The 17,782-nt window shown below is 46.4% G+C and carries 10 protein-coding genes; 2 read left to right on the plus strand and 8 right to left on the minus strand.

What is annotated here, in order from left to right:
- Positions 1–26: 26 nt before the first annotated feature.
- The 5 genes from FHW36_RS11790 to FHW36_RS11810 all read right to left on the minus strand — a co-directional run bounded on the left by FHW36_RS11790 (position 27) and on the right by FHW36_RS11810 (position 5,187).
- A complete protein-coding gene (locus tag FHW36_RS11790; RefSeq protein ID WP_145668040.1) occupies positions 27–1,226 on the minus strand; it encodes a hypothetical protein in 1,200 nt (399 codons plus the stop codon).
- A gap of 10 nt (positions 1,227–1,236) precedes the next feature.
- Positions 1,237–2,133: a type 1 glutamine amidotransferase gene (locus FHW36_RS11795; protein WP_145668042.1), complete on the minus strand. Its 897-nt coding sequence runs from the start codon at positions 2,131–2,133 to the stop codon at positions 1,237–1,239.
- A gap of 23 nt (positions 2,134–2,156) precedes the next feature.
- Positions 2,157–3,257: a carboxylate-amine ligase gene (locus FHW36_RS11800; protein ID WP_145668046.1), complete on the minus strand. Its 1,101-nt coding sequence runs from the start codon at positions 3,255–3,257 to the stop codon at positions 2,157–2,159.
- A gap of 154 nt (positions 3,258–3,411) precedes the next feature.
- Complete coding sequence (locus tag FHW36_RS11805) at positions 3,412–4,473, minus strand: ATP-grasp domain-containing protein (RefSeq protein ID WP_145668048.1); 1,062 nt, start codon at positions 4,471–4,473, stop codon at positions 3,412–3,414.
- A gap of 6 nt (positions 4,474–4,479) precedes the next feature.
- Positions 4,480–5,187 (minus strand): esterase family protein, encoded by a 708-nt coding sequence (locus FHW36_RS11810; protein ID WP_145668051.1) that lies wholly within the window; start codon positions 5,185–5,187, stop codon positions 4,480–4,482.
- Between the two features lie 57 nt (positions 5,188–5,244).
- Between FHW36_RS11810 and FHW36_RS11815 the strand changes: the two genes are divergently transcribed.
- A complete protein-coding gene (locus FHW36_RS11815; protein WP_145668053.1) occupies positions 5,245–5,997 on the plus strand; it encodes an alpha/beta hydrolase in 753 nt (250 codons plus the stop codon).
- Between the two features lie 8 nt (positions 5,998–6,005).
- On the opposite strand, the gene FHW36_RS11820 is transcribed toward FHW36_RS11815, so the two are convergent.
- Together FHW36_RS11820 and FHW36_RS11825 are read right to left on the minus strand one after the other, a co-directional pair.
- Complete coding sequence (locus FHW36_RS11820; protein ID WP_145668056.1) at positions 6,006–7,454, minus strand: OmpA family protein; 1,449 nt, start codon at positions 7,452–7,454, stop codon at positions 6,006–6,008.
- Between the two features lie 143 nt (positions 7,455–7,597).
- On the minus strand, positions 7,598–10,804 hold the full coding sequence (locus tag FHW36_RS11825) for a TonB-dependent receptor (RefSeq protein WP_186452401.1): 3,207 nt from the start codon (positions 10,802–10,804) through the stop codon (positions 7,598–7,600).
- Positions 10,805–11,263: 459 nt separating this feature from the next.
- Here FHW36_RS11825 and FHW36_RS11830 point away from each other — a divergent pair, with 459 nt between their 5' ends.
- Positions 11,264–12,466, plus strand: coding sequence for a bifunctional 3,4-dihydroxy-2-butanone-4-phosphate synthase/GTP cyclohydrolase II (locus tag FHW36_RS11830; RefSeq protein ID WP_145668061.1), 1,203 nt, complete (start codon positions 11,264–11,266; stop codon positions 12,464–12,466).
- Between the two features lie 120 nt (positions 12,467–12,586).
- On the opposite strand, the gene FHW36_RS11835 is transcribed toward FHW36_RS11830, so the two are convergent.
- Positions 12,587–17,380: a translocation/assembly module TamB domain-containing protein gene (locus tag FHW36_RS11835; protein WP_145668063.1), complete on the minus strand. Its 4,794-nt coding sequence runs from the start codon at positions 17,378–17,380 to the stop codon at positions 12,587–12,589.
- Positions 17,381–17,782 lie beyond the last annotated feature (402 nt).

A 17,782-nucleotide genomic window follows, 5' to 3' on the forward strand; every position in this document is an offset into this window, starting at 1 on the left:
AAAGCTCTCTGTTTTATTTTATGCGCTTATGCAGGTTGTTCAAAAAAGCAGCAGCTTCCTCCCACCCAGGTATCTTTACTATTGAATCCTACGCCAATCATTTTGCCTTTGCTGATGCGGGCCAGGTTGTGTACCAACATAGGACGGGCAGCGCCATCCTGCCAGATATAGATCATGCGTATTTCGCAGATAGCAGGCCCGGTGGGCGTTTCAATAGCAGGTGCATACTTCACTTTATGTTGCAGGATCCAGTTTTCGGGATCCTGTATACGGTCAATATCTTCCTGGGTAACATCTATCAATACGCCTTGTCCCGCAAAAGAGAACAGGGGCTTTAATACGTAGTTTTCCAGGTCGGCCGGAATCACAGGCAACTCATGCAGGAACCAGCTTTTTGGTACATATTCGCTATGAATAAAAGGCATGATGTATTTGCTGATGCGATAAAACCAGTTGGGATGCGTAATCCACTCTACGTCGAGATCCTGGAAAAGATTTACATGCTCGCCCAGGGAAGCAGATTGCTTTTGCAGATCATCGAAGATGATACGGTTATAGATACGCTGCACCGGTGTTTTAGCGCCATTGCGCAGGTAATACAATTTCTTCCCGTCTTGTATAAGTTCTGTTAAACACACGGTTGGAATGCCCAGGCTCTTTTCCGTGCTGTAGAAATCGATTTTTGTTTTTTGCTCTTCTGGTTTTACTTCCAGCAGGATCACTTCTTCCGGTGCGTAAGGCCCTACAATCATATCCCTGAGCAACTCATAGTAGGCTGCTTCATCTAGCCCGTTAAAGAAATTATTGAGGTGGTCAGGAATATCGAAATGCGTTTTAAACTGCCGGGCCATTACCTCCTGGAAAGCCAGCATGGTAGGGAATCCCTGAAGTTCTATCAGCTGCGGTACCAGTTCGCCGGAGGCTGTTTTACAAACTGCAAAATCAATTACGATAAAGTGAGGATGTTCATTTTCGCGCGGCACCTTCAGTGCAGGGGGAATGGCATCCTGGGTAATTGTTTTGAAGTCGGGCCGGAGCAATACTTCCACGATTTCTTCGCAGGCCTGCACCAGTTTACTACCTAGTGCGGCTGGAACAAAAACAGGGGTTTCTGCAATCCGGAAAGACGGGGCTACGCCGGCATCGGTCGCAATACCATCCAGGAAAGCCTGGTATTGTTCAGGGGTAAATTGTTGATTATAGGATGTTCTGACGTCTGGAATCATGATGTTTTCATTAAAAGAACGAGTGTTCATTATCTGTATGGGCGGCCACCTGTACCAATCGTTCGATGGCTGCGAGTCTTTCTGAGAGTTGGCCATAAATGGCGTAGTCGAGGAAAGCGGTAATGAACCGGTCGTGAGTAAGCATAATCTTATCCGGGTCTGTTAGCTGGCTGATCATGCTGTTGTATTTTTCCATGCCGTGGTGATCTATCACCTGTTTTTTCTTTTCGTTCTGCTGAAGGTACATGTGCATACCTGCAGCATCGGCTTCGGGGTGGAACTGTGTACCAATGAAATGCTCATTGAAGCGGATGGCCATGGTGGCGCGTTCCAAAGGCACATGCGGTCTTTCTTTTTCCAGCGCCAGTACATGCCCGCCCATGGCTTGCAGATTTGCGTAGTTCAGCTCTATTACCTGCCAGTCGCGGCTATCTACAATATAAAAAGGGTCAGGGAGGGCGCTGAACACTTTTTCCTGCATACCAGCTGCGGATTTATGTACGGGGAAAACGCCGAAAGCAGGTGATTTACGCTTACAAACATTGCCCAACTGGTAGTACCGGCACATGATCTGGTAAGAGTGACAAATAAAAAACGCCGGCTTTTTAACTTTCTCTGTACGGTTCCATTCCAATAAATCTTCTACCAGGGAAAAATAGGCGTTTTCCCAGTCGCTTCCTTCACTGGCAACGGGGCTACCGGGTCCGCCGGTAGAAATATAGATATCATAGCTGGTGTCGGGAACTTGTATCTGCTGCCTTACTTCAAATTCATCAAATTGAAGGTCCAGCGCATGCATGCTGGCATATTTCGTCAATATTTCACGGATACAGCGCATTCCTTCGTTAGGAACACCTTCGTACATATCCAGCACAGCCACCTTCCAGCTTTTTTTAGTTGGATGCATACTGCAAAATTACGAAATATGGACTAACAGCCCCGCAGAAACTGGTCATGAATGAAATCGGTCACTGCTACGAGGTCGTTGGTATCGGCAAACACCTGCAGTTGTTTGTCGGCGCCGGTACCAGTTTCCATGAGCCTGGTGGTAGCTGCAATCACGTCGCGGCTGCCAAGATCGTCTACTACATCGTCTATGAAGTCGAGCAACTCAAAGATCAGGGACCGGGTGTTTACTTCTATCTCTTTACCGAAGTCGATCAGGTTGCCGTCGATACCATAACGGGAGGCCCTCCATTTGTTTTCGTTGATCAGGGCGCGGTTATAGATAATGAAGTTGAGATTTTGCATGCGCAGCTTGTAAATTTTTGCGCACACTGCCTGGAACAGGCCGGCTATCATAATAGTATCGTCCAGGGTAAGCGGTACATCGCAGATCCGGAACTCTACCGTATTAAAGAAAGGGTGGACTCTTAAATCCCACCACACTTTTTTGGCATTGTCGATACAATTGGTTTTAACCAGTAGTTTGATATAGTTGTCGTATTCCTCTATGCTGGCGAAATAATCGGGTATGCCGGTACGGGGAAATTTGTCGAAAACCTTGGTACGGAAGGATTTGAAACCGGTATTTCTGCCTTCCCAGAAAGGGGAATTGGTACTGAGTGCAAATATGTGCGGGAGAAAGTACCTAACGGAGTTGGCTATATGAATAGCCATTTCCCGGTTTTCCATGCCCACATGCACATGCAGCCCAAAGATGAGGTTAGAACGGGCAGCGTCCTGCATTTCGTTTACGATTTCGAAATACCGGGGATGGTCGGTGATAAGCTGTTTTTCCCATTTACTGAAGGGATGCGTACCAGAAGCGCCAATGTGAAAGCCCAGGTCGCCGGCTATTTGTGCAATAGTGCGGCGTAGCAGGGCTACATCAGCCCTGGCCTCATGGATATCGGCACAGATGCGGGTACCTACTTCCACCACAGCCTGGTGAAACTCGGCCTTTACCTGGTCGCTGATCACCTTGTGTGCCTGTTCTACTATCTTTTGTTCGTGTGATCTGAGCTCGCGGGTAGTAGGGTCAATTACCATGTATTCCTCTTCGATGCCGAGCGTGAAGGCCTTAAACATGTAGTGTATTTTTAGCTGTGAGCTGTTACCGGCTTACAGCATCGGTTAATGTTTTTATATAGTTGTCGGTTTTTTGCAGTGCTGCCCGGATATGGATAATATTACTTTCAAAAAAGCGAATTGTTGTTTACAAATGTAGCGTAGTAAAATGGAATCATTTTTCTTTTGGCTGTTTTTTAACAGGGCTTTTTTTCGCTGTTGCTTTTCGTTCCGTGGGGGCCGCTTCTTTCTTCGCTTTAGGAGCAGCCGTTTTCTTTTTTTCGCTTGCAGCTTTACTTCTTGCCGGACTGCGTTGCACAAACCTGCCCCAGGTCAGATTATCCTTTCCCGGCTTCTGTGCAATAGCTCTTTCAATGGCATAACGGGCACTGGTTTCCACTATCCACTCAAAATGCTCTGCGCCGATAGAGTGTAAATCGGCATCGGGTGCAGGGTTGCAGAAGTCGATCGCATAAGGAACGCCGCTGCGTACGGCTATTTCCACGGTATTGAAGTCGTAGCCCAGGTATTGATTCAGCGTTTGTACGTGTTGGGTAATTTGTTCCAGCAGGGCGGGAGAGGACGTATAGTTGGCGTCATAGCGCAAATGGTGTGGGTGCCGGGGATTATACGGCATAATCCGCACTTCTGTTCCACCTATGCAGAAACAGCGAAAATATTGACTGAAATCAATTTCTTCCTGCAGCATCATCACCAGTTGCCCGGTTTCACTGTGTTGGCGGAAGAAGTCCTCTTTATCCTCGAGGCGGTACACATGTTTCCAGCCGCCGCCCGCATAGGGTTTCATGTAAGCGGGGAAACCCACGTAATCGAAAATCGTATTCCAGTCGAACGGGTAAATGAGGTTACGGAATGATTTGTCGTTGGTATCTTCCGGGTGTTTATTGGAGGGTAGGAGTACCGTACGGGGTACGGGGACGCCTACTTTTTCGGCCAGTGCATTATTGAAGAACTTATCATCAGCGCTCCACCAGAAGGGATTGTTGATGACGGCAGTTCCTGCCATGGCAGCGTTTTTAAGATAAGCCCGATAAAATGGCACATCCTGGGAAATGCGATCTATGATAACGGCGTAGCCGGAATCGGCGCCCTGCATCACTTTGTCGATGGTTACAAACTCGGCGAAGATGCCGGGGGGATTGATACGGTTCACCCGGTCTACAAATGCCTGGGGAAAAGTGTTTTCCTGTCCGAAGAGAATACCAATTTTTTTCATATCCTGCTACTTGATAAGTGAGATATAGTGCGGTAACATTTCCCGCCATACAGCCCAGTCATGGGTCGTTTGGGGGCGTATGTCCAGCCAGTGGGCAATTTTTTTATGGGCAAGTATGCCTGACAACTGTTCGTTTTGTGGCCGGGTCACATCCCGGTCCGCTACGCCGAGCACAATACCCATTCTCCATAGGTCTGCATGTTCATTATCTGGCATGAAGTCGGCGGGATTGTTATAGTACACGGTATCATTGTAATAGCCATCTACTCTTGGTTTGATATCAAATACACCGCTCAGGCTAAAGAGGTACGATACTTTATCCGGGTGCCGGAAGGCAAAGTTGGCAGCATGGTATCCACCAAAGCTACAGCCCGCTGAAACAATGCGCTGATAGCCGGTTTCGGCTTCTATCCTGGGAAGTACTTCCTGCATCAGCAATTGGTCATAACAGGAATGATTATACGCTCTTTCTTCCGGTGTAATATCTTTATTATACCAGCTGAAGGCATCGATGCTATCAGGGCAATAAACTTTTATTCTGCCTTCTTCAATAAACCAGCTGATGGCGTCGATCAGGCCAAAATCTTTACTCTCATAGTAGCGTCCCATGGAGGTAGGGAATAGCAGCAGGGGATATCCGCTGTCACCGAATACCAGCATCTCAAAGTCTTTTCCCAGGTTGGGCGAATGCCATTTCAAATAGTTTTCAGTCACAGGAAAGCGTTTAGTTAAATTTAAAGAAGATTATTGGTTTATTGGTAAATTGTTGGCATGCAGACAAGTCGACATGATATTCCCTCCGTATACCTGCAACGACAGGTGAGACTAGAGGCCTGGTGGGAGGGGCCTGCGCCTTCCATATTGCTGCTGGTAAATGATGGACAAGAGCTGGAAGCATTGTTACCGCCGGATTTGCCCGCATCTGTATTGATCGTAGGTATTTATGCCAGTGAGCAACGTCGAGCTGAATATGGTACTGCAGGTGTATTGGATTACCTGGGTCAGGGGGCGCTGGCGGAAAATTACACCCGTTTTATACTCCGGGAGATGTTGCCCTATTTGCAACAACAGTATCCGGATACGGAGATCCGGCAGCGTGCTTTTGCCGGCTTCTCCCTGGGAGGCCTATCTGCCCTGGATATTGTGTGGCGCTATCCGGATCTTTTCCAGCTGGCTGGCGTATTTTCCGGGTCGCTCTGGTGGCGGAGCAAGCCTCTGGGCGGCGATTACCAGGACGATAAGGACCGTATTATGCACCAGTTAGTCCGCCAGGGGACCTATCATACAGGGCAACAGTTTTTCTTTGAATGCGGTACCGATGATGAAACGGCCGACCGCAACCAGAATGGCATCATTGACAGCATTGATGATACCCTCGACTTAATAAAGGAGCTGGTGTTAAAAGGATATAGACGTAATGAGGAGGTATTTTACGTGGAGGTAAAGAACGGGCGGCACGATGTAAGTACCTGGAAAATTGCCATGGACCTGTTTCTAGGGCTGCCTTTCTTTCACCGCGACTAACCAAATCGTTATTGCGAAAGGTGATAAATCACAATTTCTACCCGCCTGTTTTTTCTTCTGCCAGCTACGGTGTTATTGTCCGCCACAGGAACAGATTCCCCCATGCCCGTCACCTCCGTGATATGAATGGCAGGGTCTTTTTCACGAATATAGTCTGATACGGTAAATGCCCTGCGCATGGATAGTTCCTGGTTGTACACCGGTGTACCGGTATTGTCCGTATGCCCGGTTACGGTAACGGATATATGCTCCCCTGCAGGAATGCGGGCAATGAGGCTATCCAATGCCCCCAGCATCTGGTGGTTCAGCTGGTGGCTGTTGACTTCGAACAGGAGGTCGGGAATCAACAGGGTATCGGCGTGTGTAACCGGTACTGTGACTTCGCCGGCAGGCTGACAACTGATAAATTCCACTCTTTCTGTAGAATCGCCACCGGGAGCGCATTTTCCTATACCGGCAATGACAAAGTCATCAAAACTGTATCCCTTTTGATATACCAGGTAGGAAGCTACCGCTTTTGCGCGGTCCTGGCCCAGGATTTCATTATATTTTTCGTTGGTATGCCGGAACACATAGCCGGTCAGTTTTATTTTGTTGCGGACATTGTCTCCCTGCAACTGTAATATTTTTTCCAATTGTGAGCTGTAGGCAGAATTAATATACCGGGTACCAGGCACAAAGAAATCGTTTTTCAACAGCAGGGTATCACAGGTGCCTTTGCTGAAGAAAACGGTTTGTAACGTAGGGGCTACCGGTTGAAGTCCCATATCGTTATTAGGAGAAATATAGTGGTGACGGTCGTGTTGTGCATAAAGTACTTTTTTGGTTGCAGGCGCACTGGCGCAGAGCTGGCCGGAGAGAGGTGTGAGTGATATACTGTCGATGCTCAGGTAGTAATCGGCCTTATCGGGATAATTGGCGGTAGACGTATCAAAGTTCCCAATCACCAGGTGGTTAGCAGCAGCAGCGGCCGTAAACGTTTTTTCCAGTACTGTCCATTTGTTTTCCTGGTGTTTGTCGGTGGTGCGGGAGAAGTAGAAAGTGGGTGCTACCTGGAGGGGGCGAGGCGTCCAGCGATATACGGCGGCAGTATCAAACAGTACCGCGGGGAACGGATAAGGGCGATCTTCGTCCATCAACAGGTATATTTTCAGCCGGTACTGTTGTCCTTTCTGTAAGGGGCAAAGCAGCTGGGTTTGGCTGTAGGTGCGGAAGTCAGGATCAATGCTGCTGTAAAGGGTAAGGGTAATATAGCGGTTGCCTTTATCTGCGGTATACATCAGTTTACTGGTGTTGGGTGCTACCGATTCCCAGGCTGCGGGTGCACAGGGATAGCTGTATTCTGTACAGATGTTTACGTCCGTGAAACCTGCATTGGCAATCATGTTTTGTGCCCGGAGGTTGATGGAAGCAATAAAGGTAGCAAGGAGCAACAGCGTATAACGTAGATAGGACAAGGGCAGATAGTTTGGAGGATAACGATGGCAGAGTGGGGATTATTGTAGAAGGCCGGGAGGACGGTAATCTTGGAAAGTTGATAAAATAGAAAAACCCTCCGTGTCTATACGGAGGGTTTTCTATTTTATAAGCTAGAAAATGATTAGAAGCTATAGCGAAGACCTAATTGACCTCTCCAACGGGCGGTGAAGTTGTTGATGAAGTATGGTTTTTCATTACCAAAACCATCTATCTCTCTTCTTCTGTCATATTGGAAAACTGCATTGCCAGCTGCATCAAATTTTCTGAAGGTCAGTGGTGTAGACGCGTTGTTAGCAATGAAGTATGTTCTGCCCCAGTCTTTGTTAAGTAGGTTGCCTACGTTCAGGATATCGAAAGTGATTTCCACTTTATGATTTTTATAAATAGGCAATACCTGCGCTATTTTAAAGTCAAAGATATTTTCGAACGGAGTGCGGCTGGCATTCTTCTTGGCATTTTCACCACGATGCTTACTGAGGTAGCTATCATTGGTGATCAGACGTTCCAGGTCAGCTTTTTGTTGATCTGGAGTGCGGGTGTAGATCACATTACCTTTGGAATCTTTCTGGGAAATCAGATCGAAGTTCATAGCAGCAACTTCTGTTGCCTTAGGAATGTAGATCAGATCGTTGTTGCCATTGGAGCCTAAATCATCACCAGTAGGATCAACTGTGTTGAAGTATACCCATGAGTAAGGAATACCGGATTGACCATTATAGAACAACGTTACCGTAGTACGGAATTTGTCTTCTTTACCATATTTAAAGGTTTTGGAAACTACCGCCAGTACCCGGCTACCCATGCTGTAGTTAGAGCGGGCTAATTCCAGGTTGTTCAATCCATTGACATTGGGTCCGAAGCGCCAGTTAGAGCCGGCTGTGGAAGAAGTACCATCATTAACTGCATAGGAATCACCATAAGAATAACCAACTTTCAGGAATAGACCATTGCTTGTTTGTTTGGTTAACTCACCGGAGATGTTATAAGTATAACCTTCATTGGTATTTTTCAACAAAAGAATCTGGTCACCCCAGTTTTTGTTTTTCTTTACCCAGGTTGGTCTTTTAATACCACCGCCTAAAGAAATACTGTCGTTAGATTGGATAATATTCAGATTTTCCCAGATGGCATTATTAAGCGTTTTGGTAAAGTTACCTTCTATAGTAGCGCTCATGCCCCATGGCAGTTTTCTTTCTATTGCCAGGTTGGTTTTAAACATCTGAGGGAATTTGAAGTCCCTGTCAGAAAGGTTGATATTGGAAGGGCGGCTTCCTACATTAGCCCCCATTGCAGCGAGGTTGGCGGCAGAATATTGTCCATAGAAAGGACTATTTCCATCGTAGTTGAAGCGGAAGTTGTTTGGAAGGGCGGCACCGCTCAAGCTCACATTGGTATAAACGTTACCGGTATTGGCATACTGGTTGGAGATCCATACAAATGGTACGCGGCCGGTAAAAATACCCACACCACCACGAATGGTGGTCATTCCATCATTAGTAACATCCCAGTTGAAACCAATGCGTGGAGCGATCAGAGGTCTTGATTTCGGAATGGTAGTAGTGGAGTAACCGGCAAAGCTGGGATCTTTTGAAAATGCAACGTTATCCGGAGGAGTGGTTGGGAAGATCGGAATGTCTATTCTTACACCGTAAGTCAAGGTGAAATTTTTCCTGACATTCCACTCATCCTGTGCATAGATACCGATTTGGGCTGCTTTAAAGCCAATACCATCACGAAGGGTTGAATCAGCTGTATTGTAGTTGATCTGGTATTGTCTTGGTTTCAGATTATTAATGAATCCATTGATGGAATCATATGTGTAAGAACCAAAAGCGCCCTGTATAAAAGTATTTTTGATCTTGTAAATTTCAGCATTTGCGCCTACAGTGATGGTATGCTTACCTTTGTACATGGTCAGGTTATCTGTAATAGTCCAGATACTCTGATCCAGGGCGTTGGCTGTAGAGGAAAACTCACTACCCAGGTTGATGGTACGCCCGTTGTCATTAATAGTAACAGTAGGGAAAGGCTGTCCTTCGTAAGTCCTCCTGTCTTTTACATTATTATAACCAACCCTCAATTCATTACTCAATTTGTTAGAGAAGTTGGAGTTCAACTCAATAACACTGGAATTACTTTTTGAAGGGAATTTGTAATAGTTGTTTGCAAAAGCGGCAGAACTATTGCTCCTGCTGTAAATTAGATCACTCGCATTCAAATAGTTATGACGTATCGTCAGTTTGTGAACAGAATTGATGTTCCAGTCAATACGGCCGAAAAGCGTTGTAGCTGGTTTATTGCGTTCCTGGTCCGTATAGCTTCCCAGATCCACTTTGTATTTAGTTGCCACAAAATCATAAATACTTTTCAGTTCATCTGTGGTTACATTGGAAGATCCAGTTCCAGGATTAAAATCTATTGGGTTCTTTCTGACAGATCTTTCGGCGTTTACATAGAAGAACAGTTTATTTTTTATGATGGGTCCGCCCAGAGAAGCACCGAAAATCTTATTAGTGAAATCGCCGTAGCGGGCGCGGGTTGAATCCGGAGCCTTACCTACCAGAGATTGGCCCTGATAGAAGAAATAAGCAGCGCCGTGGAAATCGTTTGTTCCGCTTTTGGTAATGGCATTGATACCACCACCGGTAAAGCCACTCTGTTTAACATCGTAAGGGTTCAGTACAATCTGTAACTGGTCAATCGTTTCTATAGAAATAGGATTTGCTCCGGCCTGGCCTCCATTGGTACCGGAGGCAGACAAACCAAATACGTCGTTGGTTACAGCGCCGTCTACTGCAAATTGGTTGTATTTATTGCTTTGGCCTCCGAAGGAAATACCCATTGGTGAGCCGTCTTTACCGTTGGTAGAAACGGAAGCCTGGGGACTCAGTCTAACGAAATCCTGTACGCTTCTGTTAACGGAAGGAAGGTTATTAAGCTGAGTGCGGGAAATGTTCATGGCAGTACCGCCGTTACCTTTAACGGTGTTTTTAGTACCAGTAATACTAATTTCTTTCAGAGTAGTAGATCCCTCAGATAGCTTTACGTTAATCTTCAGCGGTTCACCCAGTTTCAGAAAGATGTCGCTGAAAGTTTCGGTACCATAACTAATGAAAGATACTTCCACTTTGTACGGTCCGCCAACACGCATGTTGGGGATGGTGAACTCACCACCATTACGGGTTGTTGTTCCATAAATGGTTCCGGTAGGTGTGTGGGTTGCTTTTACTGTAGCTCCAATCAGGCCCTGGCCTTTTGAATCTGTTACCACACCAGTGATGCTACTGGTGGTAACCTGTGCATAAGTAAAGAGAACAGTGATTAACAATGAAAAAGTTAAGAGTAATTTTTTAAACCCCATAAAGCAAAGATGTTGTTGTTTCAGGCGCAAAGTTGATCATTTTTCTTGTGAAAATTTTAACTTCAAATTAACAAATTGTTAAGTAGACTGTGGATATCTCGCCTGCTGGTTGAAAAATTGAACATCATCTAGTGGACGCGTAATAAATAATACGATTTCTGAGAATTTGTATCAAAAATTATAATTTTTCAAATAGGTGTTATTAATAATGAATGAAACATACACCCCGCGTGAACTTTATCTGTATTTAATTGTATGAAATTCAATCGTATTAATTTATTTGTTTATACAATAAAATCGCTTTGTATAATTAACCTGTCTGCAATATGTTTTTGACAAAAATCAACGGTTCCTCCACTTCATCTTTTCACAGGTATATGTCGTAACTTTGCGCCATTCACATTACTGACCCGGAGGGAATATTATATGTTAGATACAATAGCAGCAGCAATAGAAGATATAAAAAACGGTAAGCTGGTGATCGTAGTAGATGACGAAGACCGTGAAAACGAAGGTGATTTTGTAACAGCAGCACGCAATGTAACACCCGAGATTATCAACTTTATGAGTACCCACGGCCGTGGGCTGATATGTGCTCCTTTAGTGGAAGAACGTTGTGAGGAATTAGGACTGGAGATGATGGTACGCGATAATACGGCCCTGCACCAAACTCCTTTTACAGTATCGGTCGACTTGCTCGGGCACGGCTGTACTACCGGCATTTCCGCACATGACAGGGCCAAAACTGTGCAGGCGCTGATCGATCCTACTACCAAACCGGAACACCTGGGCAAGCCCGGGCATATTTTCCCGCTGAAAGCCAAAACAGGAGGCGTATTACGCCGCTCAGGCCATACCGAAGCTACGATCGACCTGGCCCGCCTGGCAGGATTCGAACCCGCCGGCGTACTGGTGGAAATCATGAATGAAGACGGTACCATGGCCCGCCTGCCACAACTGCGCGAAATAGCTACCAAATTCGATCTCAAACTCATTTCCATCAAAGACCTTATCGCTTACCTGCTCAGCACCGAAACCCTGATCGAGGAAGGCGTTAAGGTACAGATGCCCACCAAATACGGCAACTTCGAGCTGGTGGCCTTTAAACAGATCAATTCCGGTGAAATTCACATGGCCCTGAAAAAAGGGAACTGGAAAAAAGATGAGCCGGTACTAGTACGTGTGCACTCCTCTTGTGTAACAGGAGATATACTCCATTCATTACGTTGCGACTGTGGGGAACAACTTCATGCCGCTATGCAGATGGTGGAAAAAGAAGGGAAAGGTCTTATATTATATATGAACCAGGAAGGACGCGGTATAGGCCTCATGAACAAACTGAAAGCCTATAAACTCCAGGAAGAAGGACTGGATACCGTGGAAGCTAACCTGGAACTTGGTTTTAAAATGGATGAGCGCGATTATGGCGTAGGTGCACAAATCCTCCGCCAGATGGGTATCTCCAAACTCCGCCTGATTACCAACAACCCGCGCAAACGCGCCGGCTTAAGCGGTTATGGACTGGAAGTAGTGGAAAATGTACCTATCGAAATTCATCCTAACCCACATAATGAAGGGTACCTGAAAACCAAGAGAGATAAATTAGGTCATGATATCCTCAGAGGATAGACACATATGACGGCCCATAAGGCCGCGTGACCGGTGTGGTAACATGCCGGTAACCCATAAACCACGCGAAGGAGGAAACCGGTGCTACAACTGGTTTTCTCCTTTGTCGTTTAACCCGCCTTATTCATTATTTTTTGTAGTCTTTTTGGTCGCTTTTGCGGAATCCTCCTGCTCCTTTTTCAAGGCAGCGGCCTTACGTAGCGAATCCAGCAGCGGCGTGCGCCGGCCACGGCTCCCCCCGTTGAATAGTTCGGAAAATCGGTTATACTCCCTGATATAGGAAATGCCTACGCCGGATTTCGTACGGTTGTTGAGGTTATATACGTCGTAGTCCGTTTTACTAAAGGCGTTGATACGGAAACGGCCATCAGGCGTCAGGAGGTATTCGACGCGGAAGTCGCCCGCAAACCGGTTGGTATTAGCAGACGTGGCCGTTTTACCCCAGTCATAGTCGCCACCGGCATATAAACGGAAACGGTTGTTAAACAGGTTGCTGGTAATACCAGCACTTACCTGGTTACGGTCTACGGAAGAGTTATCCTGGGGACCGCCCACGTTATAAGCCCGGTAGTTAACGTTTACGCCTATACCGCTTCCCTTCAGCAGGGCGCCGGTAATATTGTTCAAAATGGCCTGGGCCTGGGCAGATAAAGCCTGCCCTACACTATTTTTACCGGTAATACCTACATTGGCCGCCGCGGTAGTGGTGGCATCATCGGGTAAAAACTGGTTGGAAAATAATAGTCCCCATACCTGGAACAAGGCTTTGTTCTGGTCGTTATTGATTTCTTTCAGGTGGGCGGCTACCCCGCTTTCATAAGCCAGGCTGCCTACTTCTGGTAATTCGATGGAATAGGTGATGTCAGGCTTCAACAGTGCGCCACGCAGGTTGATCAGTACATCCACTTTTTCGGTGCGGGTAGCCAGCTTGTCAGCGCTGATATTGGTGCCTTGTCCTACCAGGTTATAAAGACTCACCTTGGGCAGGGAGTACTTGGCCATAATATTTACCCGCGCTTCCGAAGGATCGCCATTCCAGATAATGCTGCTGTTCTTTTCTATATCAAATTTCCAGCTGGTTAAGCGCTGGAACGTGAAGTTGTAGGACCCGTTATTGATTTCGTAATTCCCGAACATGGTAAAATCACCTTCAGTATTCACGGTGATCTGCAGGTTGCCGGTACCGTTGGCCGAAATGATATCGCCGGTAGTGGCATCCAGGATAACATCTATCTGTGCATCCGGGTTGGCAGCGATATCAAGCTTGACGGTGAGCTTGGTATTATCTTTTTTCTTCTTCTTTTCTACGATCTCGGTACCATAGGTTTTGAAGGTGATGTAATCGTATTTACCGATATCCTTGCTGTCGGACATAGGCAGGTAGAAGTGGGTGCCTTTGATGGGCCTGGCCAGGATATGCATCTGCATATCGTTGATGGGGCCGGAGAAGTATACTTTGCCATCGGCAATAACATCCCCGTAGAACAGGTCGTTGTCATTGGCGGTGGTACCCAGGAAAACGAAACCACGGCCGGTTACATCGAAATCGAAATTGAGTTTGTCGAAGTGATCATGGCTGATATAGCCGCTGGCGTTACCTTGGGTATTGTTTTTATCGACCAGTACGAAGTTGCCGAATTCAATCAGGTTATCATCCACATTGATGTTCAGCTTGGGTATCCGGTAATGGGTGCCCAGGTAATCTACTGTTACGCCCACGGTATCCAGGGAAAGAGTGCCTTTCACCGATGGCTGCATAGTAGTGCCGCCAATTTTGAGATTACCGGCTACGGTACCGGTGAGGTTCGATACATAGCCCGCCAGGTACTTGTTCAACAGGCTGATAGAGGTTCCATTAAGCTGGATGCCCGCGTCGATATTATTGTTGCTGGCCAGCAGGCCTATCTGTCCCTGTGCGGCGAAAGCTTTGCCTTCATTGTCAGATTGCACACTAAAGGTAGCTATGCCCGTTTGATGATGATAGGAGCCATCTACATTCACGATCCCGATAGAATCGTTGTCTATGCGCAGCTCCCGGGTTCTCAATGCGGTATTAATGTCCAGGTTGGCGGTTGGATCCGCAATATTGATGGTACCGTCTGTAATCCCTTCAATGCGGGTAGTAATGAGTTGCGCGGGAATAACGTCGGCCAGGTTCAGGTTTTTAAGGGTAACGATGAACTTCGACTCATCCGGGTTAAACTCATTCGTTTCTATGGTAACGCTTTGATCATTGCGGGTAATGCGGAAATTTTTTACTGTGAGAAAGTGTTTGCTCCAGTAAATTTCATTGCCGGGTGTTACGTTCCACTGGCGCTCGTTAACGGTGAAGGCACTGTTGAGGAAATTGACTTTCACCCCTTCCGCTACAGTGATGATACGGGCATAAAAGCCATCCAGGGATGACGTGTCTTCTGCGGAAAGGTCTACTTTCACATAGGAGGTATCATGCCCGGAGCTGGCCAGTATCACGGGATTTTCAAACATCACATTCTTACCGGACAATATTTTACCAATACTGGTGCTGATATTGACCTTATTAAAATTACCTTCTCCCTTTACCTGTAAATCCTGTACATGGTAACCCTGGAAGCCGGCTTCCGGTATGTTGATATTCAGTGCCAGGTTGCCGCCGTTCATGGTATTCAGGGCGCCGTCGACCCGGCTTTGATTAAAGCCGGTAAACTGTTTGGTAAACCCTTTCAACAGTTTGTCCACGTCTCCCAGGTTGAAGGCAAAGGTGAAGTCCTGGTTGATATTGGTTTGTGCCGGTGGACTGAAATAGCTGGGATAATATTTATACAGCAGCAGGTGAAAGGCATTGGGTAGTTGGAGGAAGCTATATTGTCCTTTTACAAACCCGCTGATTTCACTGCCGGCAAATTCCAGTACTTTTTTATTATCCACGATATGCGACAGTACATTAAGGGAGTCGAACTCCAGTCGCCGGTTGTCTTTGAACACCGATACTTCATACATCCGGGCGCTTCCATCGAAATTGTCGATGTTACTGCCTTTAAAGTTGAGATCCAGCTTGGCCTGCAGGGTAACGGAATCTTCTGTGAGGTGCAGTGCTTTCAGGTCGCTTTTACGGATTTCTGAATTGAAATTAAATACGGGGAGGGCCTCGTTAAAGTCGATGGTACCGGCAAAGTCCATATCCAGGTTGGGATCATTGGCAGTGAGGGAGCCATTGAAAAATTTCCGGCTCATTTCCCCTTTGGTTTTGATATTACGATAATTGTAGCCGAATAGGGCAATTTCCTGGATGTTGGCATCCACACTGGCTTTGAGCGTTTTAAAGTTAAAGCCGGCGCCGTCTACTTTGGCATCCAGGGAAACGGTGGAGAGGTTATCGTTGTCGAAAAGGCTGCCTATATCAAAGTTGCTGGCCTTGAGGCTACCGGAGTACACCGGTATATCCCTGCTGGTTTTAAAGTTCAGATCGGAGTTGAGCTTTCCCAGGTTGGTCTGAAACTGGCCATAGGCCACAAAGTCGTTGATGAAGCCGGTGTAGCTTCCCTGAAAATGGATATTGGACAACCGGTCGATGCGAACGGTATTAACGACGTCTTTTATGATAGGCATGATCTGCATCACATCTTTGCCAGTAGTGACCAGTTCGTCGGTATGGAAATCGATGAATGTTTCGTAGATGTCCGGCAGGCCGCGCATTTCCAGGCTTCCTTTCAGGCGGGTGGTATTGCCGGCGCTGAGGTCTATTTCTGATGCCTTCAGGTTACTTACCGGACCCCGGGCCTTTCCGTTGAGGATAATTTCTTTTTTCCAGGAGGAGAGAGGCGGGGCAAAAAAGGCAATATCGTCGGATGACAGCTTACAGTTTTTAAAATGCGCCTGCATGAACACATCGTCGATATAATTGCTCATATCACTGATATCGCTGTATTGCATGGTGTAGTAGTCGCCAATATGACTGCGGTTTGTTTCCAGGTCGAGCTGCGAGAACTCCATTTCTACGGGCGACATTTTAAATCGGCTGCTCAGTTTCTTCACTTCAAAGCCGCTGCGCTCTTTGGTGCGCAGGGTAAGGTCGCCTATCACGCTGTCCTTTACCAGGCTGGTATTGGTGAGGGATAGGTTGATATCATTGAAGCGGATATGATGTGGCGCAAAGTAGCCTTCTTCAATTTTGGTGGTATCGTCGGGATTATCGACGCCAAAAATCCCGTTTTTGATATTAATCTCTTTTATAATAAGTTTCCAGTTAGCACTGTTCCACCGGAGCTCATTGATCTGGCTACTATCCACGGGGTTGGTGCCCGGAGCAGGGCGTCGGCGGTGGCGCAGGGGGGAAGACGCATAACTGCTCACAATAAAAGCAGGTGAGGTGAGGGTGAGCTCCTGGATATCGATATTATGTTTTTGAAGGTCGAGGTTTTTGGCATCCAGGTAAATGCGCTTGGCGGAGGCCCTCATATCTTCACCTACCCAGGCGTCTACCTGGTTGAACTGTATATTGCGGAGGTCTATTTTTTTCAGGTCCAGCGAAATGCCTTTGCTGGGCGTATGGCTGGTATCTGTTGGACCGGAGAACGCTTCTTCCAGGAAATGATAGTTCCACACAGAGTCTTTGCGGGAACGGAGAAGGTTGACCTGTGCGTTTTCCAGCCCTATAAACTTAATCACCGGCTTGTCCTGGAAAAAGAACCAGTCGGTAATGCGTACCTGTAATTTGCCGGCATACAACAGGGTATCACGGTGTTGATCTTCTATCAGCGCGCCTTCCAGCTGCATATGATTGAACAGCTGAAACTTTACACGGTCAATTTGTACCCTTGTTTTCAACTGTTCGGATAAACGGCTGGTCACTTCCCCTACGAGGAAGTTCTGTACCACCGGGATGTTTACCAGTATTCCGATCAGGATGACAAGGCCTAACAAACAGAGTAACACGACAGATAATATTTTCCGTACTTTTTTCAGGCGCCTAAAGTTTATCCGGCAAAAATAATTAATAGTTGCCAGTCCTTGGCAACAAGCCAATAAATAAGATAGATTTCCCGTTTAAACAACGTAATGACGGGTGCTTTTTTCGTATATAGATAACAGTGAGTAAAGCTGTTTTTGGCGCTGGTGATCAATATTTGTATGGGTAAAATGCATGATAAGTTTTTATCACCGGATTGTCTTGTATGTATCTTTGTGATGGTGTTATTTTACCGTATTATGATTTTATTTTCATCTTCTATGTCTTGATATGATAAATGAGTATTTTTTAATTTATTGATTATCATGTGCTTTATTCTGCCCGGAGCAATATTGGTATAGTAATTCACTTCGTCACGGTATTGTCAA

Source organism: Chitinophaga polysaccharea, assembly GCF_007829335.1.
GTDB classification, from domain to species: Bacteria; Bacteroidota; Bacteroidia; order Chitinophagales; family Chitinophagaceae; genus Chitinophaga; species Chitinophaga polysaccharea_B.

Bases quoted from the DNA above. Each gene is read 5' to 3' on its own strand.
- FHW36_RS11795 (WP_145668042.1), bottom strand. From the start codon at position 2,133: ATGCATCCAACTAAAAAAAGCTGGAAGGTGGCTGTGCTGGATATGTAC.
- FHW36_RS11790 (WP_145668040.1), bottom strand. From the start codon at position 1,226: ATGATTCCAGACGTCAGAACATCCTATAATCAACAATTTACCCCTGAA.
- FHW36_RS11830 (WP_145668061.1), top strand. From the start codon at position 11,264: ATGTTAGATACAATAGCAGCAGCAATAGAAGATATAAAAAACGGTAAG.
- FHW36_RS11815 (WP_145668053.1), top strand. From the start codon at position 5,245: ATGCAGACAAGTCGACATGATATTCCCTCCGTATACCTGCAACGACAG.
- FHW36_RS11800 (WP_145668046.1), bottom strand. From the start codon at position 3,257: ATGTTTAAGGCCTTCACGCTCGGCATCGAAGAGGAATACATGGTAATT.
- FHW36_RS11805 (WP_145668048.1), bottom strand. From the start codon at position 4,473: ATGAAAAAAATTGGTATTCTCTTCGGACAGGAAAACACTTTTCCCCAG.